The sequence below is a fragment of the Rhizobium hidalgonense genome (assembly GCF_002914525.1).
Lineage (GTDB): Bacteria > Pseudomonadota > Alphaproteobacteria > Rhizobiales > Rhizobiaceae > Rhizobium > Rhizobium hidalgonense.
Genome location: NZ_LODW01000116.1, coordinates 171,749 through 196,046 on the forward strand (window position 1 = coordinate 171,749; position 24,298 = coordinate 196,046).

General features: G+C 62.3%; 18 protein-coding genes. 8 read left to right on the forward strand and 10 right to left on the reverse strand.

The genetic code is table 11. From position 1 onward, the window contains the following. Positions 1 to 148: 148 nt before the first annotated feature. The 5 genes from ATY29_RS32770 to ATY29_RS32790 form a co-directional block, all read right to left on the reverse strand. Positions 149 to 1,933, reverse strand: a complete 1,785-nt coding sequence (locus ATY29_RS32770; protein WP_097533945.1) for an IlvD/Edd family dehydratase — start codon at positions 1,931 to 1,933, stop codon at positions 149 to 151. Further along, positions 1,930 to 2,841, reverse strand: coding sequence for an NAD(P)-dependent oxidoreductase (locus tag ATY29_RS32775; protein ID WP_097533947.1), 912 nt, complete (start codon positions 2,839 to 2,841; stop codon positions 1,930 to 1,932). Before ATY29_RS32775 ends, ATY29_RS32770 begins: the two co-directional genes overlap by 4 nt. A gap of 168 nt (positions 2,842 to 3,009) precedes the next feature. After that, positions 3,010 to 6,210, reverse strand: a complete 3,201-nt coding sequence (locus ATY29_RS32780) for an efflux RND transporter permease subunit (RefSeq protein WP_097533949.1) — start codon at positions 6,208 to 6,210, stop codon at positions 3,010 to 3,012. Between the two features lie 117 nt (positions 6,211 to 6,327). After that, a complete protein-coding gene (locus tag ATY29_RS32785) occupies positions 6,328 to 7,518 on the reverse strand; it encodes an efflux RND transporter periplasmic adaptor subunit (protein WP_097533951.1) in 1,191 nt (396 codons plus the stop codon). A 48-nt stretch (positions 7,519 to 7,566) separates the two neighbouring features. Continuing rightward, positions 7,567 to 8,379, reverse strand: a complete 813-nt coding sequence (locus tag ATY29_RS32790; protein ID WP_003566060.1) for an alpha/beta hydrolase fold domain-containing protein — start codon at positions 8,377 to 8,379, stop codon at positions 7,567 to 7,569. 161 nt (positions 8,380 to 8,540) lie between these two features. On the opposite strand from ATY29_RS32790, the gene ATY29_RS32795 reads away from it, so the two are divergent. Continuing rightward, positions 8,541 to 9,452, forward strand: a complete 912-nt coding sequence (locus ATY29_RS32795; protein WP_003566062.1) for a LysR family transcriptional regulator — start codon at positions 8,541 to 8,543, stop codon at positions 9,450 to 9,452. A 231-nt stretch (positions 9,453 to 9,683) separates the two neighbouring features. On the opposite strand, the gene ATY29_RS32800 is transcribed toward ATY29_RS32795, so the two are convergent. Next, a complete protein-coding gene (locus tag ATY29_RS32800) occupies positions 9,684 to 10,427 on the reverse strand; it encodes an SDR family oxidoreductase (protein ID WP_003566064.1) in 744 nt (247 codons plus the stop codon). Between the two features lie 107 nt (positions 10,428 to 10,534). Here ATY29_RS32800 and ATY29_RS32805 point away from each other — a divergent pair, with 107 nt between their 5' ends. From ATY29_RS32805 to ATY29_RS32815, 3 genes are read left to right on the forward strand one after another with little or no spacing between them, the layout of a single operon-like run. Further along, the gene (locus ATY29_RS32805) at positions 10,535 to 11,443 is read left to right on the forward strand and encodes a LysR family transcriptional regulator (RefSeq protein WP_097533953.1); all 909 of its coding nucleotides are present in this window, start codon (positions 10,535 to 10,537) and stop codon (positions 11,441 to 11,443) included. A 23-nt stretch (positions 11,444 to 11,466) separates the two neighbouring features. Next, complete coding sequence (locus ATY29_RS32810; protein ID WP_003566069.1) at positions 11,467 to 11,781, forward strand: hypothetical protein; 315 nt, start codon at positions 11,467 to 11,469, stop codon at positions 11,779 to 11,781. Between the two features lie 52 nt (positions 11,782 to 11,833). Continuing rightward, on the forward strand, positions 11,834 to 12,451 hold the full coding sequence (locus ATY29_RS32815; protein WP_003566071.1) for a DNA-3-methyladenine glycosylase: 618 nt from the start codon (positions 11,834 to 11,836) through the stop codon (positions 12,449 to 12,451). Here ATY29_RS32815 and ATY29_RS32820 read toward each other — a convergent pair whose 3' ends face one another. From ATY29_RS32820 to ATY29_RS32830, 3 genes are read right to left on the reverse strand one after another with little or no spacing between them, the layout of a single operon-like run. Then, positions 12,452 to 13,993 (reverse strand): DHA2 family efflux MFS transporter permease subunit, encoded by a 1,542-nt coding sequence (locus tag ATY29_RS32820; protein WP_003566073.1) that lies wholly within the window; start codon positions 13,991 to 13,993, stop codon positions 12,452 to 12,454. Next, positions 13,986 to 15,203, reverse strand: a complete 1,218-nt coding sequence (locus ATY29_RS32825; protein WP_003566075.1) for an HlyD family secretion protein — start codon at positions 15,201 to 15,203, stop codon at positions 13,986 to 13,988. The genes ATY29_RS32820 and ATY29_RS32825 overlap by 8 nt, the downstream gene beginning before the upstream one ends. Next, entirely contained in the window at positions 15,196 to 15,660 is a 465-nt protein-coding gene (locus tag ATY29_RS32830) for a MarR family winged helix-turn-helix transcriptional regulator (RefSeq protein ID WP_097533956.1), read from the reverse strand. Before ATY29_RS32830 ends, ATY29_RS32825 begins: the two co-directional genes overlap by 8 nt. A 245-nt stretch (positions 15,661 to 15,905) precedes the next feature. Here ATY29_RS32830 and ATY29_RS32835 point away from each other — a divergent pair, with 245 nt between their 5' ends. The 3 genes from ATY29_RS32835 (at position 15,906) to ATY29_RS32845 (ending at position 22,071) form a co-directional block, all read left to right on the forward strand. After that, entirely contained in the window at positions 15,906 to 17,450 is a 1,545-nt protein-coding gene (locus ATY29_RS32835; protein ID WP_097533958.1) for a cation:proton antiporter, read from the forward strand. A 260-nt stretch (positions 17,451 to 17,710) separates the two neighbouring features. Further along, positions 17,711 to 18,889 (forward strand): efflux RND transporter periplasmic adaptor subunit, encoded by a 1,179-nt coding sequence (locus tag ATY29_RS32840; protein WP_025416910.1) that lies wholly within the window; start codon positions 17,711 to 17,713, stop codon positions 18,887 to 18,889. After that, positions 18,886 to 22,071, forward strand: coding sequence for an efflux RND transporter permease subunit (locus tag ATY29_RS32845; RefSeq protein WP_097533960.1), 3,186 nt, complete (start codon positions 18,886 to 18,888; stop codon positions 22,069 to 22,071). The genes ATY29_RS32840 and ATY29_RS32845 overlap by 4 nt, the downstream gene beginning before the upstream one ends. A 33-nt stretch (positions 22,072 to 22,104) precedes the next feature. Here the strand turns inward: ATY29_RS32845 and ATY29_RS32850 are convergent, their stop codons facing one another. Continuing rightward, on the reverse strand, positions 22,105 to 22,881 hold the full coding sequence (locus ATY29_RS32850) for a metallophosphoesterase family protein (RefSeq protein ID WP_193550383.1): 777 nt from the start codon (positions 22,879 to 22,881) through the stop codon (positions 22,105 to 22,107). A gap of 261 nt (positions 22,882 to 23,142) precedes the next feature. Between ATY29_RS32850 and ATY29_RS32855 the strand changes: the two genes are divergently transcribed. Beyond that, complete coding sequence (locus ATY29_RS32855) at positions 23,143 to 24,270, forward strand: acyl-CoA dehydrogenase family protein (protein ID WP_025416913.1); 1,128 nt, start codon at positions 23,143 to 23,145, stop codon at positions 24,268 to 24,270. Positions 24,271 to 24,298 lie beyond the last annotated feature (28 nt).

Consider the following 24,298-nt stretch of genomic DNA (forward strand, 5'->3'; position numbering starts at 1 on the left):
GGCCTTAGAAGCTTTTCATAACGGCAATATGGTCTCAAGCCGGCATTAATGAAGCCTTCTCCCAATGACCGAATTAGTGACTAGGTGAACCGTTCGTTACGACTTCCTCTTTTGGATCAAGGGGCTCGCAGTTTCCAGCACGTCAGGATTAGTGGTTGTGCCGCGGCGGGTTTTTCGCGATCCGGCGGAATTCCGTCGCCCCCTCCAGGACCGCGCCGTCCGACAGTTGCGCCACCGAGCGGCGGTAGATCTGCTGCCACGGTGTCGCGTCCGCCGGCACCGGCGGAATACCCTCGCCCTTGCGCCGTTCGATCTCGGTCTTGTCAACCAGCATGTCGCAGCGCCCGTGATTGAAGTCGATACGGATGACATCGCCGGTGCGAAGCCAGGCAAGGCCGCCGCCGGCAGCGCTTTCTGGCGAAGCGTTGAGGATCGACGGGCTGTCCGCCGTGCCCGATTGACGGCCATCGCCGATCGTCGGCAGGCTGCTGATGCCGCGCTTCAGCAGATGATCGGGCGGCTGCATGTTGACGACCTCCGCTGAGCCCGGCCAACCGAGCGGCCCGGCGCCGCGAATGACCAGGATGGTATTCTCGTCGATGCCGAGTTCGGGATCGTTGATGCGCTTGTGATAATCCTCCGATCCGTCGAAAACCACCGCCCTGCCCTCGAAGACACCTTCTCGCCCAGGCTCCTGAAGGTAGCGCCGGCGGAAATCCTCCGATACAACGCTCATCTTCATGATTGCGAAATCAAAAAGATTGCCCTTGAGAACAAGGAAGCCGGCCCGCTCCTTCAGCGGCATCTGGAATGGCCGGATAACCTCGCGGTCGCGGGCTTCCTTGCCCTGCAGGTTCTCGGCCATCGTCCTGCCCGTCACCGTGGGACAGTCGCCATCGAGCTTTCCGGCCTGCAGCAGTTCCCACATGATCGCCGGCGTGCCGCCGGCGCGATGAAAGCGCTCGCCGAGATAGGCGCCTGCCGGTTGGACATTGGCTAGCAGCGGAATGTCGAAGCCGTGCACCTGCCAGTCATCGGGATGAAGTTCGACGCCGGCGTGCTTGGCCATCGCAGCCAGATGCGGCTGTGCGTTGGTGGAACCGCCGATCGCTGAATTGGTGCGGATGGCATTGAGGAATGCCTCGCGGGTCAGGATATCCGAAGGCTTCAGATCTTCGAAGACGATCTCGACGGCGCGCCGCCCGGTGCGATAGGCCATCTGGCCACGTTCGCGGTAAGCGGCCGGAATGGCGCCGCAGCCCGTTAGAGACAGGCCGAGCGCTTCCGCGAGCGCATTCATCGTCGAAGCCGTGCCCATCGTATTGCAGTGGCCGACTGATGGAGCCGAGTCGAGCGCTGCCTGCAGGAATTCTTCCCGGTCGATCTCGCCAGCCGCATATTTTCGCCGCATCCGCCAGATCACGGTGCCGGAGCCTGCCAGTTCCCCCTCGTGCCAGCCGTCGAGCATCGGGCCGCCGGAGAGCACGATCGCCGGAATATCGACCGTCGACGCCGCCATGATCGCCGAAGGCGTGGTCTTATCGCAGCCGGTCGTCAGCACGACACCGTCGAGCGGATAGCCGTAGAGGATTTCAACGAGGCCGAGATAAGCGAGATTGCGGTCGAGTGCCGCCGTCGGACGTTTGCAGTTCTCGAAGATCGGATGTGTCGGAAATTCGATTGGAATGCCGCCGGCGTCGCGAATGCCGTCGCGCACGCGCTTGGCAAGCTCGACATGCACCCTGTTGCATGGCGTGAGATCGCTGCCGCTCTGGGCTATCCCGATGATCGGCTTGCCGGAGCGCAGTTCCTCCGGGGTGATGCCGTAATTCATGAAACGCTCGAGATAGAGCGCGGCCATGTCGATATGGTCGGGATTGTCGAACCAATCCTGCGAACGCAGGCGCCGCTTCGGTGAATGGCTGTCGGTCACCTCTTACCTCCGGGCAAAGCATTCTTCTCCTCGAGATGCAGGAGCAGGCCACTATGATCCTTTTCGCCATGGCCGTTTGCGACGAATTCGCTGAATTCGGCGTGCACCGCCGCAGTCAGCGGCAGCGTCAGCGATAGGGCGTTGGCGGTCTCCATGGCCGCGTTCAAATCCTTCAGCTGGTTGCTGGACGAACCGCCTGGCGTAAACTGCCGCTCGACCATGCGTTTACCGTGCAGATCGAGGATACGGCTCTCGGCAAAACCGCCGCGAATGGCGTCGCGGAAGGCTGCCGGCGAGCCGCCGCCGGCCGTAATCAGCATCATCGCTTCGGCGACGGCGCCGATCGTCACCGCAACGATCTGTTGGTTGGCAAGCTTGGCCAACTGGCCCGCCCCGCTTGGGCCGACGCGGGTCACGCGCCCCATTGGCGCAAAGACATCGGCAAGCTTCTCGATCACCTCCTGGTCACCGCCCGCCATGATCGCCAGCGTACCGGCATCAGCCCCGACGACACCCCCGGAAACCGGCGCATCGACATGAGCAATGCCGCGCTCGGCGAGCCTGGCAGAATGGTCGCGGGCAAAATGCGGGGCGATCGAACTCATGTCGATAACGGTGGCGTCCGCCGACATCGCGTCGGCCACCCCGCGGTCGAACAGTACGGTTCCGACCGCGTCGGCATTGGTCAGCATGGTGATGACGACGTCGGCGCCCGCAACGGCATCCATGGGTGTTTCCGCAAGGACCGCGCCATCCCCCGCCAGCGCCTCGGCCTTGCTGGGATCGCGATTCCAGACGATGACGGCAAAGCCCGCGCCCAGCAGCCGGCGAGCCATCGGCGCCCCCATCAAGCCGGTGCCGAGAAAGGCGATCCGCCTGCCGTGCTGACCTCTGCTCGAACCTGTCATTCAGTCCTCCCAACTGTTGTCCGTCTTTGATAGTCCCCTCGTCCACCGATGCAAATCGTTTTAATCGGCAGAACGCATTTTGTCGGGTACCGAAGCATGCGCGAAACGATACGGGCGAGAACCGAAGTTCCCGCCCGATTTACTCGACAAAGGAAGGTTGAAATCCGTTTATTCCGCTGCGAGCCGGATGACTTCCGCCTCTTCTTCCTTGTGTTCGTCCGGCTTGTGCTGGACGAGCGGACGGTTGCCCGTCAGCCGCCGCAGCAGCACGTAGAACACAGGCGTCATGAAGATGCCGAAGAAGGTCACCCCGATCATACCCGAGAAGACTGCGACACCCATGGCCGCGCGCATCTCTGCGCCAGCGCCGGTGGAGAGCACGAGCGGCACCACACCCATGATGAAGGCGAGCGAGGTCATCAGGATCGGGCGAAGACGAAGGCGGCTGGCCTCGACCGCGGCCTCCCGCGGCGTCCTGCCCTCGAACTCCAGTTCGCGGGCAAATTCCACGATCAGGATCGCGTTCTTCGCCGATAGACCGACGAGCACCACAAGACCGATCTGGGTGAAGATATTATTGTCTCCACCGGTGAGCCAGACACCCGTCAGCGCGGCCAGCACACCCATCGGCACGATCATGATGATTGCAAGCGGCAGCGTCAGGCTTTCATACTGGGCGGCCAGCACCAGGAAGACGAGCAGCAAGGCCAGAGGGAAGACCACGATGCTCGAATTGCCGGCAAGGATCTGCTGATAGGTCAGATCCGTCCATTCGAAGTCGATGCCTGCGGGCAGGGTCTCATGAAGGATCTTCGTGATAGCCGCCTGCGCCTGGCCAGACGAGAAACCCGGTGCCGGACCGCCGTTGATATCGGCAGCGAGGAAGCCGTTATAGCGGTTCGCGCGCTCCGGGCCGGTGCTCGGCTCCACCTTAAGGAGAGCCGAAAGCGGAATCATCTCGCCCGATGCCGAACGGACCTTCAACTGGCCGATATCTTCTGGCTGGGCGCGGAATTTCGCGTCGGCCTGCACCCGGACGCTGTAGGTGCGGCCGAAGGCGTTGAAGTCGTTGACATAGAGCGAACCGAGATAGATCTGCAGCGTCTGGAAGACGTCGGTGACGGAAACCCCAAGCTGCTCGGCCTTGGCGCGGTCGAGATCGGCATAGAGCTGCGGCACGTTGATCTGGAAGCTGGAGAACAGCCCGGCCAGTTCCGGCGTCTGGTAGGCCTTGGCAAGCACCGCCTTGGTGGCCTCATCGAGCGCCTGGTTGCCAAGGCCGGCGCGATCCTCGATCTGCAGCTTGAAGCCGCCCGTCGTGCCAAGACCGTTGACCGGCGGCGGCGGGAACATGGCGATGAAGGCATCCTGGATGGCACCGAATTTCTGGTTCAGCGCCATCGCGATTGCTCCGCCTGCGAGATCCGGCGTCTTGCGCTCCTCGAAGTCCTTCAGCGTCACGAAGACGATGCCGGCATTGGACGAGTTGGTGAAGCCGTTGATCGACAGGCCCGGGAAGGCGATCGCATTGGCAACGCCCGGCTGGGCGAGTGCGATGTCGGTCATCCGCTTGATCACATCTTCCGTGCGGTCGAGGCTGGCAGCATCCGGCAACTGGGCGAAGCCGATCAGATACTGCTTGTCCTGAGACGGCACGAAGCCACCGGGAACCGTCGTGAACAGGCAGTAGGTCGCACCGACCAGCGCCAGATAGATCACCATGACGATGCTCTTGCGCGACAGCAAGCCGCCCACGCCCTTGCCGTAGGCATTCGAGCCCGCGCCGAAGACACGGTTGAAGCCACGGAAGAACCAGCCGAAGATGGCGTCCATGAACCGCGTCAGCCAGTCCTTCGGCTCATGATGGCCTTTCAGCAGAAGGGCTGCCAGCGCCGGTGACAGCGTCAGCGAGTTGAAGGCCGAAATGACGGTCGAGATCGCGATCGTCAGCGCGAACTGGCGATAGAACTGGCCGGACAGGCCGGAGATGAAGGCGAGTGGCACGAAGACCGCGACGAGAACCAGTGCGATCGCGACGATCGGTCCGGAGACCTCCCTCATCGCCTTGTAGGTCGCAGCCCGCGGCGACAGCCCCTGTTCGATATTGCGCTCGACGTTTTCAACCACCACAATCGCATCGTCGACGACGATACCGATCGCCAGCACCAGCCCGAATAGACTGAGCGCGTTGATCGAGAAGCCGAAGACATACATGACCGCGAAGGTGCCGATGATCGATACGGGAACTGCGATCAGCGGGATGATAGAGGCGCGCCATGTCTGCAGGAACAGGATGACGACAAGAACAACAAGCGCGATGGCTTCGAGCAGCGTGTCGATGACCTTCTCGATCGAGGCGCGCACGAATTTCGTCGTATCGTAGACGATCTCGTATTTGACGCCCTCAGGCATGCCTAGCTGCAGCTGATCCATCGTGGCGCGCACATTGTCGGCGATTTCGATGGCGTTCGAGCCAGGCGCCTGAAGCACGGCAACGGCAACCGCCGGCTTGCCGTCAAGCAGCGAACGCAGCGTGTAGTCCGCGGCGCCGAGCTCGATGCGGGCGACATCGCGAAGGCGGGTGATCTCGCCACTGGCGCCCGTTTTGACGATGATGCTGCCGAACTCCTCGGGCGTGCGCAGGCGGCCCTGGGCATTCACGTTGAGCTGCAGATCCACACCCGGCTGGCTAGGCGACGCGCCGATAATGCCGGCGGCGGCCTGGACGTTCTGGGAGCTGATGGCGCTGCTGATGTCGCTGGCGGCGAGATTATGCTCGGCCGCCTTCTGCGGGTCGATCCAGACGCGCATCGAATAATCGCCGGCGCCGAAGACCTGCACCTGACCGACGCCTGCGATGCGGGCGAGCCGGTCCTTGATATTCAGGGTCGCGTAGTTGCGAAGATAGGTGATGTCGTGATTATCGCCGTCGGAGACGAGGTTGACGACCATGATGAAGTTGGGCGAACTCTTGACCGTCGTAATGCCGAGCGAACGGACTTCCGCCGGCAGGCGCGGCTCGGCTTGGCTGACTCGGTTCTGCACGAGCTGCTGCGCCTTGTCGGGGTCAGTGCCGAGCTGGAAGGTGACGGTCACGTTGAGGACGCCATCGGATGTCGCCTGGCTGGACATGTAGAGCATGCCCTCGACGCCGTTGATCTGCTCTTCGAGCGGCGTCGCCACCGTTTCGGCGATGACCGACGGGTTGGCGCCGGGATAGGTGGCGCGCACGACGATCGACGGCGGCACGACCTCCGGATATTCGGAAATCGGCAGCGCCCGCAGGCCGATCAGGCCGGCTACCACGATGAGGACCGAAAGAACGCCGGCAAAGACCGGGCGGTCGACAAAGAATCTGGAGATGTTCATATCAAAGCCCTCTCCGGGGTGAACATGGATGCAACGTCCCTCTCCGGCGGTTTGGAAGCCGCCGGCGGGTCATATCATTTCGGCTATTGGCCCTCCCCCGCGGGGGAGAGCGAAGTCTTATTGAGCGGTCGCGACCTTCTCTTCCATCTGCGGTATGACGACCGCGCCTGGACGAATGCGCTGCAGACCGTTGACAACGATCTTTTCGCCCGCATTCAGGCCGCTTTCGACCACCCGCTGACCGTCGGCCAGTGTGCCGAGCTGGACCTGCCGGTAGGAGACCTTGTTCTCGCCGTCAACGACGAAGACGAATTTCTTGTCCTGGTCGGTGCCGACGGCGCGGTCGCTGATGACGATCTTGTTCTCGGCCTTCGGCTGGCCCATGCGCACCCGCACGAACTGGCCGGGGATGAGACGCCCGCCCGGATTGTCGAACACGGCGCGTACGGCGATCGTGCCGCTTGATGCATCGACCTCATTGTCGATCAGTTGCAGCTTGCCCTTGATCGGCGTGCCGCTGTCGGCCAGCGTGCCGACCTCGACCGGGATCTCTTCGACGGCAGGCAGGGCGCTGTCCGTCTCAGGAAGCTGGGCAAGAGCGCGCGTCACCATCTCTTCGCTGGCATTGAAGCTCGCATAGATCGGATCGACCGAAACGAGCGTCGTCAGTTCAGGCGAGGCGGAGCCGGCGGCAACAAGGTTACCGGCGGTCACCTCGATCTTGCCGATGCGGCCGGACACCGGCGCCCGCACCTGCGTATAATCGAGGTCGAGCTGCGCCGACTGCAGTGCGGCCTGCGCCGAACGCAGCCCCGCCTGCGCCTCGGCCAACGTGCTCTGGCGCTGATCGAGATCGCTCTGGGAGATGGTGCGGCTGTCGGAAAGCCTGCGGCCGCGATCGAGCTCGGTCTGCGCCAGGCTGACCTTGGCATCGGCCGAAGCGACTTGGCCCTGCGCCTGCGCCACGCTCGCCTGATAGGGAGCCGGGTCGATGGTGAAGAGCAGGTCGCCCTGCTTGACCAGCGCCCCTTCGCGGAAGGCCACCGACAGGATAGCGCCGGCAACGCGCGACCGAACTTGCACACGGTCGACGGCTTCGAGACGGCCGGAAAAACTCTCCCAGGCTGTTACGTCACGCGCCGTGACGACGGCAACCGTCACCGGCACAGCGGGAGGCTGCGCGGGGGCGGAAGCGGCCGTAGCGGTCGTGCTCATCGGCAATTCGAAAAACAATGCGGCGCCGGAAACGGACGCAACAAGGCCTAAGCCGGCGCCCACCAGGGCCCAGCGCTTACTTCTGGACGTCATCAGTGCTCTCCTTGCGGCCCCCTGGGCCGCCGAAATATTAGATCTTCTTCAATGCAATTGCGGTTGGACGCTTAAATCTCGAAGGAAGCTTCCGAAATGGCGGCTGACGTTTTCCTGCCAGTCGGGCGCTCCGTCGGATTTCCCACCATAAATCGAGGGCCAGCCTGTCCCGGCGGGAAAGACATGCTGGCGCACACCGACGCCGGCCTTTGTCAGGCGAGCACCGTAACCAATTGTTTCGTCGTGCAGCGGATCGTCTTCCGCTGTGAATATCAGCGCCGGCGCGACGCCGGAAATACGCGAACAGAGGCAAGGCGCCGCGTAGGGGTGACAACCGCCGCCGCTCAAGTAATGGCTCCAGCCTTCCGTCCAGCGCCGACGCATGCCGATGGCATCCGCCTTGCGGATCGACGACGTGCCCATGAACGGATCGAGCAGCGGCGAAATCAGCACCTGACCGTCGAGCGCATCCGGCATCTGATCGCGTGCCTTCAGCGCCACGCCGGCGGCAACATTGCCGCCTGCTTCTTCGCCGGCGACGAAGAGCAACGACTTGCGGTCGCCAAGACCGGCCCGCTTGTTGGCGAGATAGGTGAAAACCGAAAAGGAGACTTCCAGCGCCTGCGGAAATAGATTGCCGGAAAGGCTGCTGTAATCGGCGGCGACGACGATGGCGCCAGCCTTGGCCAAGCTCATCGCCACCGGCCGGTCGACGTTCGTCTCGCTATCGAGAAAAGCGCCGCCATGCAGGTAAAGCACGATGGGCGGACCCTTGCCGTAATCGGCGCCCTGGTAGATGCGTGCGGAAACGGGGCCGATGGCCACCTTATCCAGCATCATATCTTTCCATGCCACCGTCATGCTTCCGGTCTCTTTCGCGTCTCACAAACAGACAACGCCTGCCGCTTGCATTTTGCACAAAAAACATATTGTTATTCCAACCAGGGAATAAGAAGCGATATCGCGATTACACTGTTCCAGATCTCGAACAATGGTGCAACGCAAACTGCGGACTTCAACCGATGGATCAGCTCTCGGCAATGCGCGTCTTCATCCGGGTGGTGGAGACGGGCAATTTCACCCGCGCCGCCGACATGCTCGCCATGCCCAAGGCGACGGTAACCAATCTCATCCAGGGCCTGGAGGCGCATCTGCGCACCAAGCTGTTGAATCGGACGACGCGCCGGGTCATGGTGACCACGGATGGCGCGCTTTATTACGAACGCGCCGCCCAGATCATTTCTGAACTGGAGGAACTCGACGGCAGCCTCTCCAATTCGCAGAGCCTGCCGAGCGGGCGACTGCGTGTCGAAATGGCCGGTGCTTTCGCCGATTGGATCGTCGTTCCCGCACTCTGCGATTTTTACCAGCGTTATCCCGATATCCGCATCGACCTCGGCGTCGGCGACCGCACGGTCGATTATCTTGCGGAAAATGTCGACTGCGCGCTGCGGGGCGGCACGCCGGCCGACCAGTCGCTGATCGCGCGCCGTGTCTCCGAGGTCGAGATGCTTACCTGTGCCTCACCGAGCTATATCCAGAAATTCGGCATGCCCGAGCGGCCGGAGGATCTGGAGGCCGATCATTACTCCGTCAACTATTTCCGCGCCCAGAACAACCGAACGCTGCCTTTCGAATTTCGCCGGAACAACGAGGTGATCGAGACCAGTCCGCGTTACATCGCTTCGGTCAACGATAGCCGTACCTATCTGACGGCTGCGCTCACAGGTCTTGGTATCGCGCAGGTGCCGATCTTCATGGCGCGTGAGCCGATGGCAAAGGGTGAACTCGTCCGCGTGCTCCCGGACTGGCGCCGCGATCCGCTGCCGCTCTACGTCGTCTACCCCCCGAACCGCCACCTCAGCAACAAGGTCCGCGTCTTTGTCGACTGGCTGGTGAAGCTTCTGGTGGAGGCCAGACTGAACGACTTCTGAGCGCAAAAAATACGGCCCGGAGGCAGGAAACCTTCAACGGACCGTAATATGTGCAACTTTGAACATCAAGCCTGTCGCACCGCAGGAAGGGCGCGGCAGGCTCTGGAGGTTCGGAAAAGAGCGGCAGGGAATTCCACTCTCTCGCGATAGAACAGATATACGGACTCTCCGCAGGATTGTAAGCGGAAATGCCGCAAGCCCGTTCACATAATTGCGATCGCGCCGCCTGCGTCAGACCACGCCGCCATTGGCGCGCAGCGCCTGACCATTGATCCAGCCGCCGTCGGGGCCGGCGAGAAAGGCCACCGCGGCGGCGATGTCCTCGGGCTTTCCGAGGCGCTCCAGCGGGTTCATCTTCGCCATGCGAGCGACGAGTTCCTCCGACTTGCCATTGAGGAAAAGATCGGTGGCGACGGGACCGGGCGCGATGGCGTTGACGGTGATATTGCGGCCGCGCATCTCCTTGGCCATGATCGCCGTCAACGTTTCGACTGCGGCCTTGGTAGCGGCATAGACACCATAGGTTTCGAGCTTCAACCCGACGACCGAGGTCGAGAAATTGATGATCCGGCCGCCGTCGCGCAGGCGCTTGGCGGCCTCGCGCAACGTATTGAAGGTGCCCTTGAGGTTGACGGCAATCTGGCGGTCGAAATTGGCATCATCGGCGTCGGCGAGAGAGGAGAGCATCATGATGCCGGCATTGTTGACGAGAACGTCGACCCCGCCGAAAACGGCTTCCGCGGCATCGAACATGCGGCGAACAGCTTGTGGATCGCTGACATCAGCTTTCTCAGTCAGCGCCTTGCCGCCGGCCTGCTCGATCTCCCTGGCGAGTTCCTCGGCGGGCGCCGCATTGCCGGAATAATTGATGACGACGGCAAAACCATCCCTGGCGAGACGTTGGGCGACGGCCGCGCCGATGCCGCGGGAAGCGCCGGTGACCAACGCGACCTTGCCGTTTTGTCTGGAAGCCATTGTCTTTCTCCTTTCATCGCGTTTCGATGAGAGGAAGATAAGCCCTTTCCTTCCACGAATAATCCGCCATCTTACGCCATCACTATCCGGGGACGACGAACAAACAGATGGACAGATTCGATGCCATGCGGGTGTTTTGCCGCATCATGGAACGCCGCAGCTTCACGCTTGCCGCCGAAGACACCGGCCTGCCGCGATCAACCGTCACCGATGCGGTGAAGCAGCTGGAGGCTCGCCTCGGCGTGCGCCTGCTCCAGCGCACCACACGCCATGTCAGCCCGACGCTCGACGGCGAAGCCTATTACCAGCGCTGCCTGTCCATCCTCGCCGATATCGAAGATGCCGAGGGCGCCTTTGCCGGCGCCAAGCCGAGGGGGATGCTGCGGGTCGACGTGCATGGCACCCTTGCCCGCCATTTCGTGCTGCCGAGCCTGCCATCCTTCCTGGAGACTTATCCCGACATCGAATTCTACATGAGCGAGGGCGACCGACTGGTCGACCTGGTGCGCGAAGGCATCGATTGCGTGCTGCGCGTCGGCACGCCCGGGGATAGCGACATGATCATCAGGCGCGTTGCCATGCTGGATGAGATTACCCTCGCCTCGCCTGATTATATCGCCAGCCACGGCCTACCGCAGCATCCGGACCGGCTTGCCGGCCACCGCATGGTCGGTTTCCGCTCCAACGGCACCGGCAGCCCGCTGCCGCTCGAATTCATCGTCGACGGCGTGGTTCGCGAGATCACCATTCCCGCCACCGTCACTGTCAACGCCGCCGAAACTTATATTTCGGCGGCGAGAATAGGCCTCGGCCTGATCCAGATCCCGCGGTATCACGCCGAAAAAGATCTTGCCGAGGCAACGCTGATCCATGTGCTTGAGGATTTTCCGCTGACCCCGACGCCGGTTTCCCTGCTCTATCCGCGCAACCGCCAGCTTTCGCCGCGCGTGCGGGTCTTCATCGACTGGCTGGTGAAGGTCTTCGCTCGACAAAAGTCGGAAAACGCGCTTTGCTAATATGAGCGCTTGGGGGAACGGCCATGGCACTCAACGATATCACCGTCTACCAGACTGAAGACGGCTTCGTCGTCGAGTTCGGCGGCGAAGGCGTGGACAGCATTGCCGTGACGCTGCGAAGCACGCCGGAATTGACGCCGGAAAACGCCGTTTCGCGGGCCAAAGCCCTGCTTGCGGCGGCGATCGAACCCGCCCATGGCGACGGCGCGCGCGGCAAGGACCCCGCTCTTCTCGAAGAGGAACTGGAGGAAGGCCTGGAAGACTCCTTCCCAGCGAGCGACCCGGTCTCGGTCACATCGTCCTCGATCCCGATGCGCGATCCGAATGCCGGCCGTTAATGCCATGGCGCCAAAGCATGAAGCGGTTTCGGGATGACGGCGGGTGCACCGGATGTTATCTGCATCGGCCATGATCGATGGTGGAACGATATCGGGCGCGATCGGCACCGGCGCGCTGACCGGCGAAAGCCTCAAGGCGTTCTTCGAGCGCGACGCTATCGCCGTTGCCCGGGATCTGCTCGGCTGCCATCTCACAGTCGATGGCTCCGGCGGCCGCATCACCGAGACGGAAGCCTATTTCCCCGATGACGAGGCCTCCCACAGTTTTCGCGGTCCGTCCAAGCGAAACGGCGCCATGTTCGGCCGGCCCGGCAATGTCTATATCTACCGCATCTACGGCATGTACTGGTGCCTGAATTTCGTCTGCCATCCGGGCTCGGCCGTGCTGATCCGCGCGCTCGAGCCGGAAACGGGAATCCCTTTGATGATGGAGCGGCGCGGCAGCGATATACTGACCGCGCTCTGCAGCGGCCCCGGCAAACTCTGCCAGGCGCTCGGCATCGATATCAACCTCAACGACCGGCCGCTCGACCGCCCGCCTTACGCGCTCACGCCCTCCGCGCCTGTGCCCGTCGTCTCGGGAAAACGCATCGGCATCACGAAAAATGCCGAAGCACCTTGGCGCTTCGGCATTCAGGGGTCGCGTTTTCTTAGCAAGCCTTTTCGCTGATTATTCCACGACCGCGCTGTGGTCGACAGCAGGTGCCGCCTTCGGCTTGCGCAGCAGCAGCACCAGCGGAATGACCGCGAGCGACATCAGCATCAGCAGCTTGAAATCGTCCATATAAGCGATGATCGTCGATTGCAGCGTGATGATCTCGTTGAGCGAAGCGCGTCCGGCCGCCGTCAGCGGGCTGAGCCCCTGCGCCGCGACAGCGTTGAAGGCATGGTTGAACGGCGTCACATAGGATGCGATCGATTCATGATTGCTCTGCGTATTCTCGACGATCAGCGCTGAGACGATCGAAATGCCGACCGCTGAACCGATGTTTCGCGACAGATTGTAGAGGCCGGTGCCGTCGCCGCGCATATGAGCGGGCAGCGTGGCGAAAGCGATTGTCGTCAGCGGCACGAAGAGGAAACCGAGGCCGGCGCCCTGGATGAAGCCGACCGAGATGATCGTCCATTGCGAGACATCGGGCGTCCAGCCGGTCATGTCGTACATCGCCCAGGCGGTCAGGCCGAGACCGAGCACCAGCAGCAAGCGCGTATCGACCTTGCCGATCAGCCGTCCGACGATGAACATGCAGAGCATGGTGCCAAGTCCGCGCGGCCCCATGACGATGCCGGCTGTGATGACCGGATAACCCATCAGCGTCTGCAGATAGGGCGTCATCAACGCCAGCGACGCGAGATAGGTGACGCCGACCACGAAGATAAAAATCATGCTGACCGAGAAGTTCTGGTCGAGGAACAGCTTCGGATTGACGAAGGATTTCTCTGCCGTCAGCGTGTGCACCAGAAGCAGATAGAATGCGGCGGCGCAGATGATCGCTTCGAGCATGATCTCACCCGAGGAGAACCAATCGAGTTGCTCACCGCGGTCGAGGAAGAGTTGCAGTGCGGCGATGAACAAGCTCATCATTCCGAAGCCGAACCAGTCAAGTTTGGCGAGCGCATCCCGCTTCGTTTCCGAAACGAAGATGACGATACCGGCAAAAGCCAGCGCGCCGATCGGCACGTTGATGTAGAACACCCAGCGCCAGCTGATATTGTCGGTCAGCCAGCCGCCGATGACCGGCCCGAGGACCGGCCCGACCATCACCGAGACGCCGAAAAGCGCCATGGCCGAACCGCGCTCCTCCACCGTATAGATATCGAGAAGAATACCCTGGGAAAGCGGCACCAGCGATGCGCCGAACAAGCCCTGCAGCAGGCGGAAGGCGACGATCTGGTTCAGCGATTGCGCCAGGCCGCAGAGCACCGAAGCAACCACGAAACCGGCGATGGCGACGAGCAGCACACGCTTGCGGCCGAACTTGGCGGCGAGGAAACCCGAGGGCGGCGTCATGATCGCCGCCGCGACGATATAGGATGTCAGGACCCAGTTGATCTGGTCGGCCGACGCCGACACGCTGCCTTGGATATAAGGCAGCGCCACGTTGGCGATCGTCGTATCCAGCGCCTGCATGATGACAGCAAGGATGACGCAGGCCGTGATCGCGCCGCGATTGGCGACCGAGGTCGCCGGAGATGTAGCAACGTTACTCATGGTCCTTGCCCTGAGGCCGGCCCAGAAGCTTGTTGACGAAGTCGGGCAGGCCGCGGGCATGGCCGGTATCGACATCGACGACCGTGCTCATGCCGACGCGAAGCGGCGGCTTGCCTTCGGCATCCTCGATGCTGACGCGCATCGGAATGCGCTGCACGACCTTCACCCAATTGCCCGTGGTGTTCTGCGCCGGCAGCAGCGAGAAGCTGGAGCCGGAGGCCGGGCTGATGCTCTCGACCTTGCCCTTCCACATCACGCCGGGATAGGTGTCGACGTAGATCTCGGCCGTCTGGCCGGGCTTGACATAGGTCAGCTCGGTTTCCTTCGGGCTGGCGGCGATCCAGAGGTGATCGGTGGCGACAAGCGAGAAGGCCTGCTGCGACGCCTGCAGGTAGGAGCCGACCTGCAGCGCATTGACATTGGTGACGATGCCGTCGAACGGCGCCTTGACGATGCTATGGTCGAGTTCACGCTGGGCGTTGTCGACCTGCGATTTGGCCTGCAGATAGAGCGGGTTTTCCTCGATCGGCTGGTCGGCCGAACCGCCGAGCTGGGCAAGCGTCGTTGCCGCTTCCGCCTTGGCGACTGTCACCTTCTGTTGCGCCGCCTCGAGATTGTGCTTGGCCTCGTCATAGGCCGATTGCGTCGCACTGCCATTATTGACGAGGTTCTGCTGCCGGTCGAACTGATCCTGGTAATAAGGCAGATCGGCTTGCGCCTGCGTGATCTCGGCGAGTGATTGCTGGTAGCTCGCCTTGAGGTTCATGATCTGATTGCGCTGCGCGCCGAGTTGCGCCTTGGCGCCATCGAGCGCGATCTTGAAGGAATCGGCTCTCAGGCTGAAGAGCACCTGTCCCGCCTTGACCGCCTCGTTCTCATGCACGTCGATCTTCTCGACGATGCCCGAGACATCGGTGGTAAGCCCGACCATATCGGCCTGGAGATAGGCGTTGTCGGTCGACATCACCTGGCCGCCATTGACGTAATAGTAGCCGCCGACGACGAGCGACACCGGCAAGAGGGCGAACAGGATCGGCCGCGTGAGACTGCGCCGGCGGCGGACCTTGTTGCCGCCAGGCGCAGCCACGGCGGCAGCCGGCGCTGAATTGGATGAAGGCGCTTCGGCTACCGTTTCCTGCAGTTTGGCTTGGTTTTCTTCGACAGATGTCTTGGCGTCGGCAACGACGCGGAGGGAGGGTTGATCAGCCATCGTTCGTCTCATTCTCTTCGACCGGTGTTCGGCAAGCCTGCACCAGGTTCGTCTTCATTACGGATAGGGTTTGGTAAAGCTGCTCGCGCTGCTCGGCCGAGACGCCGTCCAGCGCTTCTGCACGGGTTACATCGCCGAGATCGCGCATTTCGGCGAGCAGCGGATGGGCCTCCTCGCGCATGTAGAGCAGCCAGATGCGCCGGTCGGTCGGGTGCTGGCGGCGCTCGATCAACCCGCGTTCGGCGAGCTTGTCGAGGATGCGCACGAGCGTGATCGGCTCGACTTCGAGTATTTCCGCAAGCCCGCTCTGGTGGATGCCCTCGTTGTTCGAGAGGTAGGCCAGCGTCTGCCACTGCGAACGGGTCAGTCCAAGGCATTTCGCGCGTTGTTCGAACCGCTTGCGCAGCAGCCGTGCAACGTCGTGGAGAAGGAAGCCGAGGGTCGGCGTGGCACTCATGAAAACCTGCGATCGTTAATTTATAAGCATACTTATGATATCGGTAGATATATTGAGCATGCCGGCCACGCAAGGGCACGGCCGAAGGATTTCGCAGACGCCGCCAAAATGCCGCAGGTGCGGCCAGGAGGCTCGCAATCGTCGTGTCTTGCCGTGATGCAAGACTTCCGTCCGGTGGTCACAGCCCAGCTTCAGCCCTAATTTCAAGTAGAGATCGCCTCCGCCGGAGGTGGCAGGAGGGCTCGATGGCGTTCTTCGAAAGCATGCTGACGCTGCTTCTGGTGGCGATCGTCTTCCTGCAGTTTTCCAGGAAATTCCGCATTCCTTATCCAACCATGCTGGCGATCGCCGGGATCATCGTCGCCGCCGTTCCCTGGGCGCCCGAGGTCGCGATCGATCCCGAGCTGGCGCTGGCGCTGCTGATCGCGCCGGTGCTTTTCGACGCCGCCTATGATCTGCCGCCGCGGACGTTGCGACGCAACTGGCTGCCGCTGTTCTCGCTCGCCGCTATCGCCGTTATCCTGACGGCCGCAGCCGTCGCCGCCGTCGGCGTGACCATGGCCGGCCTGCCGCTTGCCGCAGCCGTGGCACTCGGCGCCATCGTCGCGCCGCCGGATGCCGCGGCTGCAACCGCCATGCTCGACCGCTTCGATCTACCCCGTCAGACCTATGTGATCCTGAAGGGCGAAAGCCTGTTGAACGATGCCGTGGCGCTCCTGATCTTCAGCGCCGCGGTGGCCGCCGCCGCAAGCCGCGCCTTCTTTACCGGCGTCCTGGCAAAACTGGCGCTGGCGGTGCCGGGCGGCCTCGTCCTCGGTTACCTCCTCGGCCGTCTCTATATGGTCGTCGGGTTGAAGCTCGCCGGCACGCTCGGCGGCACCCTGCTTGAATTTGTCGCCACCTTCGGCACGTGGATCATCGCCGAACGGCTGCACCTTTCGGCCATTCTGGCGATCGTCGTCTATGCGATGGTGATCGCCCGCTACATGCCCGAGCGCCAGACGGCCCGCCACCGCATTCATTCCTATTCGGTCTGGGAGGCCGCAGTCTTCCTGCTCAACGTGCTCGCTTTCCTGCTGATGGGCTTGCAGGTCCGCCAGATCGTCCTCGACCTCGATCCCGGCCGGCTGAGTTTTGCGATCACCTTGGCCGCTGCGGTCTTCATCACCGTCATCGTCACCCGCCTGGCCTGGGTGCTGTTCTATAACCGCGTCATCACCGTCCTCGCCAAGCGCGGCTATACCAAGCAAGCCGTTCCCACCTTCGCGACCAGCCTGCTTGCCGGCTGGTGCGGCATGCGCGGCCTCGTCACGCTGGCGACCGCGCTCGCTCTGCCGATCGACTTCCGCGATCGCGACATCATCCTGCTCAGTGCGCTTGCCGTTGTTCTCGGCACCCTCATCGTCCAGGGCCTGACGCTCGGACCACTGATCCGCTTGCTGAAATTCGAACCGGATACCTCACTCGACCGCGACCTCACCAGAGCCCGGGTCGCATTGATCGATGCGGCACTTGCCGAACTTGCCGGCGGCGAGGACAAATCCGCCCGCATCCTGCGCGACGTCTACACCTCCGAGCGCGAGATCGCCGCCGACGGCAAACACCCGCGCGAAGTCAGCAGGCTCGACAAGCGGCGTCGTAGCGTCATCGCCGCCAAACGTCGCAAACTGGCGGCAATGCGTCGTGCCGACGAGATCGACGACGATGTCTTCCACATGTTGGAACAGGAGCTCGATTGGGCCGAACTTGCCGTCCTGCCGCCCGGCCGCGACGAGATCGTCGAAAGCTGACACCATCCATGAAGTTTTGATGGATTTTGCAACCGCAGCCAATTGGCATTTGCTATTTTTCGCCGCTGCCGTTTATATCCGGTTCCATAGCGTTACGATTTTTCCGATGTTGCATTGCGTGCCGGCCTTCCTTTCCAAAGGATTGGACACCGGGGGAAATCGCGGGGGCCGAGGCCTTCGTTCTAAGCAAAGACCTGAATAGCATCACTTCATCTTAGCTTCGTCGGCAGTTGATCGGCCGTCGAGATTGGAGGACCGGTATGACTTACGTGCTTCGACAGATGTTGGCGCTTGGCTGCATCGCCACGTTCATGCCTCTGGCCGCGATGGCGCAGGGCGCACCGGCTGCTCCCCCTCCCGTCACCGTCGCAAAACCGGTGGTTCGCGATGTCGTCGATAATGACGAATTCATCGGCCGTTTCCAGCCGGTCGACGAAGTCTCCGTCCGCTCGCGCGTCGGCGGATACCTGCAGGAAGTCCATTTCGAGGACGGGGCCCTGGTCAAGCAAGGCGACCTCCTGTTCGTCATCGACCAGCGGCCGTTCATCACCGCGCTCAACCAGGCAAAGGCCGCGCTAGAAGCGTCGCAGTCGACCCTTGTCTTTGCCGATGCTCAGTACAAGCGCGCCCAGTCGCTCGCTTCGAGCGGCAGCCAATCCGCGCAGACGCTGGACGATCGCCGCCGCGACTTCGATTCTGCTGAGGCCAATGTCCGCGGCGCTCAGGCCGCGGCCGATCGCGCTTCCCTCGATATGGAATATACCGAGATCAAAGCGCCGCTCAGCGGCCGCATCGACCGCCGCCTGCTCTCGACCGGCAATCTCGTTCAGGCCGACCAGACGGTGCTCACGACGATCGTCTCCCTCGATCCGATCGATTTCTATTTCGACGTCGACGAGCGCCGCCTGCTGAATTTCGCCGACACCGCGCGCAAACAGGGCAAAGACCTGCAGCTTGGCGGCGGCGGCGTCGACGTATCGGTCACGATCTCCGACCCCACCGCCAAGCCTTTCATGGGCAAACTCGATTTCGCCGAGAACCGGGTCGACAATGAGAGCGGCACGATCCGCATTCGCGCCCGGCTTGCAAATCCCGATCTCGTCCTGCAGCCGGGCCTGTTCGGTCGTGTGCAAGTCGCAGCCTCCAATACCTACAAGGCTATTCTCGTCCCGGACGAGGCGATCGGCTCGGATCAGAATGAACGCGTCGTTTATGTCGTCGACGCGCAAGGCAAGGTTTCGACCAAGCCCGTGCGGCCCGGACCACGGCTCTACGGCTATCGCGTCATCCGTGAAGGCCTCGACGGCACGGAGACGATCATTGTCAACGGCCTGATGCGCGCCCGGCCGGGTTCGACGATCACGCCGCAGATGAGCGAACTGCCCCAAGAGCGGCAGGACACTCCGCCCGAATCCGCAAACGCGGAGAGCGGACAATGAGATTCGCCCATTTCTTCGTGGACCGGCCGATCTTTGCGGCCGTCATCTCGATCTTCTTTCTCGTGGTCGGTGGCATCGCCTATACGCAATTGCCGGTCTCCCAATATCCGGAGATCGCGCCGCCCACCATCGTCGTGCGCACCTCCTATCCCGGCGCCGACCCGCAGACCATCGCCGACACCGTTTCGACCCCGCTCGAGCAACAGATCAACGGCGTCGAAGACATGCTTTATATGTCTTCCTACTCCAGCGCCGACGGCGCCATGTCGCTGACGATCACCTTCAAGCTCGGCACCGACCTCGACAAGGTCCAGGTGCTGGTCCAGAACCGCGTTTCGATCGCCCTCCCCCGTCTTCCCGAGGAAGTCCAGCGGCTCGGCGTGACCACCGACAAGAGTTCGCCCGACCTGATGATGGTGGTGCACCTCCTGTCGCCCTCGCACCGCTATGACCAGCTTTATGTCTCGAACTATGCCCGCAACCGCATCCGCGACGTTCTTGTGCGCCTTGACGGCGTCGGCGACGTGCAGGTCTTCGGCGAACGCCAGTATTCGATGCGCATCTGGCTCGATCCGGAAAAGCTCTCGGCCTATGGCATGACGTCGGACGACGTCGTCTCAGCCCTGAGGGACCAGAACGTCCAAGTCTCCGGCGGCAAGATTGGGGCGCCCCCCGTCACCGGCAAGAACGCCTTCGAATATACGGTGCGAACGGACGGGCGTTTCTCCGATGTGCGCGAGTTCCGCTATGTCATCGTCAAATCGACGGGGGCGGGCCGGCTTGTGCAGTTGCAGGATGTCGCCCGCATCGAGCTCGGCGCACAGGATTACGTCACCAACAGTTACCTCAACAACGACCCTGCCGTCGCTCTCGGGATTTTCGCCCGGCCGGGAACCAATGCTCTCGATACGGCTCACCAGATCCAGACGCTGATGAAGGATATCTCCCAGACTTTCCCCGAGGGCCTGGAATATCGCATCGTCTATGACACGACCGAGTTCATCTCGGATTCGATCGACGAGGTTTACCGAACCATTGCCGAAGCGGCCATCCTGGTGGCCATCGTCGTTCTTGTCTTCCTGCAATCCTGGCGGACCGCGATCATCCCGATCGTCGCCATTCCCGTCTCGCTGATCGGCACCTTCGCCGTTTTGCTCGCCTTCGGCTTTTCGCTCAATATGCTGACGCTGTTCGGCCTCGTGCTGGCCATCGGCATCGTCGTCGACGACGCGATCGTGGTGGTGGAAAACGTCGAGCGCAATCTGGCGCGCGGTATGACGCCGAAGCAGGCGTCTCACGTCACGATGGACGAAGTTGGAACCGCTGTTGTGGCGATCTCGCTGGTGCTGATCGCGGTGTTCGTGCCGACGGCCTTCATCCCCGGCATATCGGGCCAGTTCTACAGGCAGTTCGCGGTGACGATCTCGGTCACAACGGCGATATCGGCATTGAACTCCCTCACGCTCTCGCCGGCGCTTGCAGGCATATTGTTGAAAGCCCATGATCACGAGACCAAGCGCAAGAGCATCGCCTCACGCTTTGGAAGCGGCCTGGCAAACGGCTTCAATCGCGGCTTCGACCGGATGAGCTCGGGCTATTCGTGGACCGTCCGGCACCTGGTCGGCAGCTGGGTAGGCTTGACCTGCTCGATGCTCGCTTTCGTCGGCCTTCTCGGCGCGACATGGTACATGACCACCCGGGTGCCCTCGGGTTTCATCCCGACCATGGACCAGGGTTACGCGATCGTCGTCGTGCAGCTTCCCGACGGCGCCTCGCTTGCGCGGACCGATGCCGTCGTCAAACAGGTGGGCGACATTGCCCGAACCGTGCCCGGCGTCGGCAATGCCGTGCAATTTGCCGGCTTCAGCGGCGCGACCTTCACCAATGCCTCGAATGCGGGCGTGGTCTTCGTTCCGTTCAAATCCTTTGCCGAACGCGAGGAAGGCGGAGAAAACGCCAACAAGATCATCGGCGAGCTCTTCGGCAAGCTGCAGAGCATCCAGGAAGCCTTCATCATCGCCATCCCGCCGCCATCCGTGCGTGGCGTCGGCAATTCCGGCGGCTTCAAGATGCAGATCTCCGATCTCGAAAACCCCGACATGACCCGCGTGCTCGGCCTTGCCCGCCAGATGATGGGGGCGGCGGCAACGACGGAAGGGCTGACCGGCGTCTTTACGACATTCTCCGATGCCAGCCCGCAATATTTTCTGTCGATCGACCGCGACAAGGCGCGCTTCCTGAACGTGCCGATCCCCAATATCTTCAATGCGCTTTCGATCAATCTCGGCGTCGCCTACGTGAACGATTTCAATGCGTTCGGCCGCGTTTACCAGGTTCGCGCCCAGGCCGACCGGCAATACCGCATGGACAGGGAGGATATTCTCGCCCTGAAGGTAAGATCGGCGACCGGCGCACTGGTGCCTCTCGGAACCCTGATGGATATTCAGGACTCCAGCGGCCCGGCGCTCGTTCAGCGCTACAACATGTATGTCTCGGTGCCGCTTCAGGGCAATCCGACGCCCGGCACCTCGACGGGCGATGCGCTGAAGAAGATGGAGGAACTGGCGGCCAAGATCCTTCCGCCCGGGACGACCTTCGAATGGACGGAGCTTGCCTATCAGGAAACCCATACCGGCAACACCGCCGTCTACATCTTCGCCCTGTCCGTCATTTTCGTCTTCCTGGCGCTGGCGGCCCAATATGAAAGCTGGGTTCTGCCGCTCGCGATCATCCTCATCGTCCCGCTTGCCGTGCTCGCCGCACTGATCGGGGTCTCGCTGAGGGGAATGGACAACAACGTCCTGACGCAGATCGGCCTCATCGTCCTGATCGGCCTTGCGGCCAAGAACGCCATCCTGATCGTCGAGTTTGCCAGGCAGGCGGAAGACGAGGGCAAGTCGCCGGTGGAGGCGGCCATCGAGGCCAGCCATCTTCGCCTGCGCCCGATCCTGATGACGGCATTCGCCTTCATCTTCGGCGTTCTGCCGCTTGCCATCGCCACCGGCCCCGGCGCCGAAATGCGCCAGTCGCTCGGCACGGCCGTCTTTTCGGGCATGCTTGGCGTGACGATCTTCGGCCTGTTCCTGACGCCGGTCTTCTACGTCGTGTTGCGCGGCTGGCGCCGTAGCCGGCCGGCGGAGAAACCGGTCGAGACCGCCCCGGTTGAAACCGAGACGGTCTGACGCGCTTCGGCACGCGGCCGATGAGGGAGGAAGTCAGGTGGAAAAAAGATGCACCTGACCCTGCCACAGGCGGGCGACGGTCAGCTTGCCGCTGCGATAGGCGCGCGTATCGAGATTGAGCCGTCTCGACCGTATTTCGGGCGTGTCGTTCGGCGTATGACCGTGAACGACGAGCTTCGGCAACGGCACCCGGCTTTCGAGAAACCGCTGACGGATCATGACGAGATCCTCGTCCGTCTGCTCGCTGAGCGGCAGTTTCGGATTGATGCCGGCATGCACGAAAATCACGCTTGGAGTCTCCAGCATGACGGGCAGCGCCCGCATGAAATCGATATGTGTGTGCGGCAGCGACTGGCGGAGGAAGGAATCGAGCTTTGCGCCGGACGGAAAGACCAGCGGCAAATGCTCCGGATCGAGTCCATAGGATTTGAGCGATTCTGCCGACCCCATCCGCATCCACTCGTCATAGGAAATCCAGCCATCGATATAGTCGAGCATGGCGATTTCATGATTGCCGGCAAGGCAGATACGGTCGAAATCATCCGGCGGTGGCGCCATGAGGTGAGCGATGACCTGAGCCGATGCCGGTCCACGATCGATATAGTCGCCAAGCGTCACGATCAGCTTACGCCCCGGCAGCCGCGCGGCATCGCGCAGGATGGCCTCCTCGGCCTTCGCAAGCAGATCGTACCGCCCATGAATGTCGCCGATCGCATAGGTAGGGATCGCGGCAATATCCAGCGTCAGACGTGGTCTCGACTGGCGTGCCATTTTCGAAACCTCGCCGTTGCGAGCAAGAGTATCGCTCATCATGTTTCTCGATCAAGGAAGCCCCACTTGGCAGTAAGTAGAGTGGAGCACAAGGCAATCAAGCTGGTAAGAAAATTCAAAGCCTTGGGCTTTTGTAGAAAAACCGGCCTTATCATTCGAGGGCCGATCGCTCACTCCTGTATCCCTGCCATCGGCCCGACAATGGGAGCGATTTTTGGAAGGCACGAGGCGCCGGGTCGACGTGTTGCAGCCTTCTTTGTGCGCCCGAAACGCGCAGAGCGCTGTAGGAAAGAGTGACCGATGGGAACGGTATCGCAGTTTCAGGACAGAAAGCGGCCTCCCGCGCATCGCATCGAAAGTGAAGAGGAGGCGATAACCACCGCCCGCGACCTTGCCGCCGCATTCCGGCATCAGGCGAGCGAACGCGACATCAACCGCGTGCTGCCCTTTGCCGAATTCGACGCGCTGTCGGTATCGGGACTGACGGCAATCACTGTTCCGCCCGAGCATGAAGGGCTCGACGTATCGAACGCACTGCTCGCCGAAATCGTCGCAATCATTGCCGAGGGCGATGCCTCGATAGGCGAGGCGCTGGAAAACCATTTTTGCGTGCTGGAAATGCTGCGCACCCAGGCGACGGAGGATCTGCAGGCGTCGCTGTTTGCCCGCGTGCTGCTCGGTGACCGCTTTGCGAGGGCCACCTTCATCGAAGGAGCCGAGCTTACGGCCGAAGGCCCGGGTTATCGCCTGAGCGGGCGCACAGGGCAGGCATCCGGTATCTTGTTCGCCGACTGGATCGCCGCTGCCGCCACCGCCCCAGCCAGCCGTCCAGTGACCCTCTACCTTGCAGGCGACGACGAAGGCCTACAGGTGGTCGACGATTGGGACGGCTTCGGCCAGCGCACCAATGGATCGGCAACCGCGATCGTCGGCACACTTCACGTCAATGCCGATGCGATTGCGCCTGCCCCCGCCTCCGACCTTTCCACCGGCATCTCGCTCAGCCTCTTGCTCAAGGCAAGCGTCAGCCTGGGTATCGCCCGGGCCGCTTGGCGCGACCTGATGGCGGCAATTGGCGATCGCCGCACGGCCGTTCTTCCCCACATCGGCGAACGCGCCATCCGCATCGAAGCAACCGCGGCAGCCCTGGAAAGGGCTGGCCGTAAACTCGACATTGCCCAGGTCAATCCCGTAGAGGTCGCGATGGCGGACGCGCATTTCTCCGCCTCGGCGGCCGCGATCCTGGCTGGGGAAACGGCACTCGACACCGCAAACGCGCTGTTCGAACTGGCAGGGGGAATATCGGCCGGCATCGGGCTCAATCTCGACCGCCATTGGCGCAACGCCCGCATCCATGCGCTGTCGCTGCCGCGGGATAGGCTGCTGCAGAGTGCAGGCGAACATATGTCGAAGCACGGTGAGGCCTGACGCGGCCCGCCGTTCGCGCCGGACTTGT

What these genes read in the sequence shown, in the direction of transcription:
- ATY29_RS32815 (WP_003566071.1), top strand. Translation starts at nt 11,834, where the DNA reads ATGTTATCTGCATCGGCCATGATCGATGGTGGAACGATATCGGGCGCG.
- ATY29_RS32800 (WP_003566064.1), bottom strand. Translation starts at nt 10,427, where the DNA reads ATGGCTTCCAGACAAAACGGCAAGGTCGCGTTGGTCACCGGCGCTTCC.
- ATY29_RS32820 (WP_003566073.1), bottom strand. Translation starts at nt 13,993, where the DNA reads ATGAGTAACGTTGCTACATCTCCGGCGACCTCGGTCGCCAATCGCGGC.
- ATY29_RS32805 (WP_097533953.1), top strand. Translation starts at nt 10,535, where the DNA reads ATGGACAGATTCGATGCCATGCGGGTGTTTTGCCGCATCATGGAACGC.
- ATY29_RS32810 (WP_003566069.1), top strand. Translation starts at nt 11,467, where the DNA reads ATGGCACTCAACGATATCACCGTCTACCAGACTGAAGACGGCTTCGTC.
- ATY29_RS32780 (WP_097533949.1), bottom strand. Translation starts at nt 6,210, where the DNA reads ATGAACATCTCCAGATTCTTTGTCGACCGCCCGGTCTTTGCCGGCGTT.
- ATY29_RS32855 (WP_025416913.1), top strand. Translation starts at nt 23,143, where the DNA reads ATGGGAACGGTATCGCAGTTTCAGGACAGAAAGCGGCCTCCCGCGCAT.
- ATY29_RS32785 (WP_097533951.1), bottom strand. Translation starts at nt 7,518, where the DNA reads ATGACGTCCAGAAGTAAGCGCTGGGCCCTGGTGGGCGCCGGCTTAGGC.
- ATY29_RS32830 (WP_097533956.1), bottom strand. Translation starts at nt 15,660, where the DNA reads ATGAGTGCCACGCCGACCCTCGGCTTCCTTCTCCACGACGTTGCACGG.
- ATY29_RS32840 (WP_025416910.1), top strand. Translation starts at nt 17,711, where the DNA reads ATGACTTACGTGCTTCGACAGATGTTGGCGCTTGGCTGCATCGCCACG.
- ATY29_RS32850 (WP_193550383.1), bottom strand. Translation starts at nt 22,881, where the DNA reads ATGAGCGATACTCTTGCTCGCAACGGCGAGGTTTCGAAAATGGCACGC.
- ATY29_RS32775 (WP_097533947.1), bottom strand. Translation starts at nt 2,841, where the DNA reads ATGACAGGTTCGAGCAGAGGTCAGCACGGCAGGCGGATCGCCTTTCTC.
- ATY29_RS32795 (WP_003566062.1), top strand. Translation starts at nt 8,541, where the DNA reads ATGGATCAGCTCTCGGCAATGCGCGTCTTCATCCGGGTGGTGGAGACG.
- ATY29_RS32790 (WP_003566060.1), bottom strand. Translation starts at nt 8,379, where the DNA reads ATGACGGTGGCATGGAAAGATATGATGCTGGATAAGGTGGCCATCGGC.
- ATY29_RS32845 (WP_097533960.1), top strand. Translation starts at nt 18,886, where the DNA reads ATGAGATTCGCCCATTTCTTCGTGGACCGGCCGATCTTTGCGGCCGTC.
- ATY29_RS32835 (WP_097533958.1), top strand. Translation starts at nt 15,906, where the DNA reads ATGGCGTTCTTCGAAAGCATGCTGACGCTGCTTCTGGTGGCGATCGTC.
- ATY29_RS32825 (WP_003566075.1), bottom strand. Translation starts at nt 15,203, where the DNA reads ATGGCTGATCAACCCTCCCTCCGCGTCGTTGCCGACGCCAAGACATCT.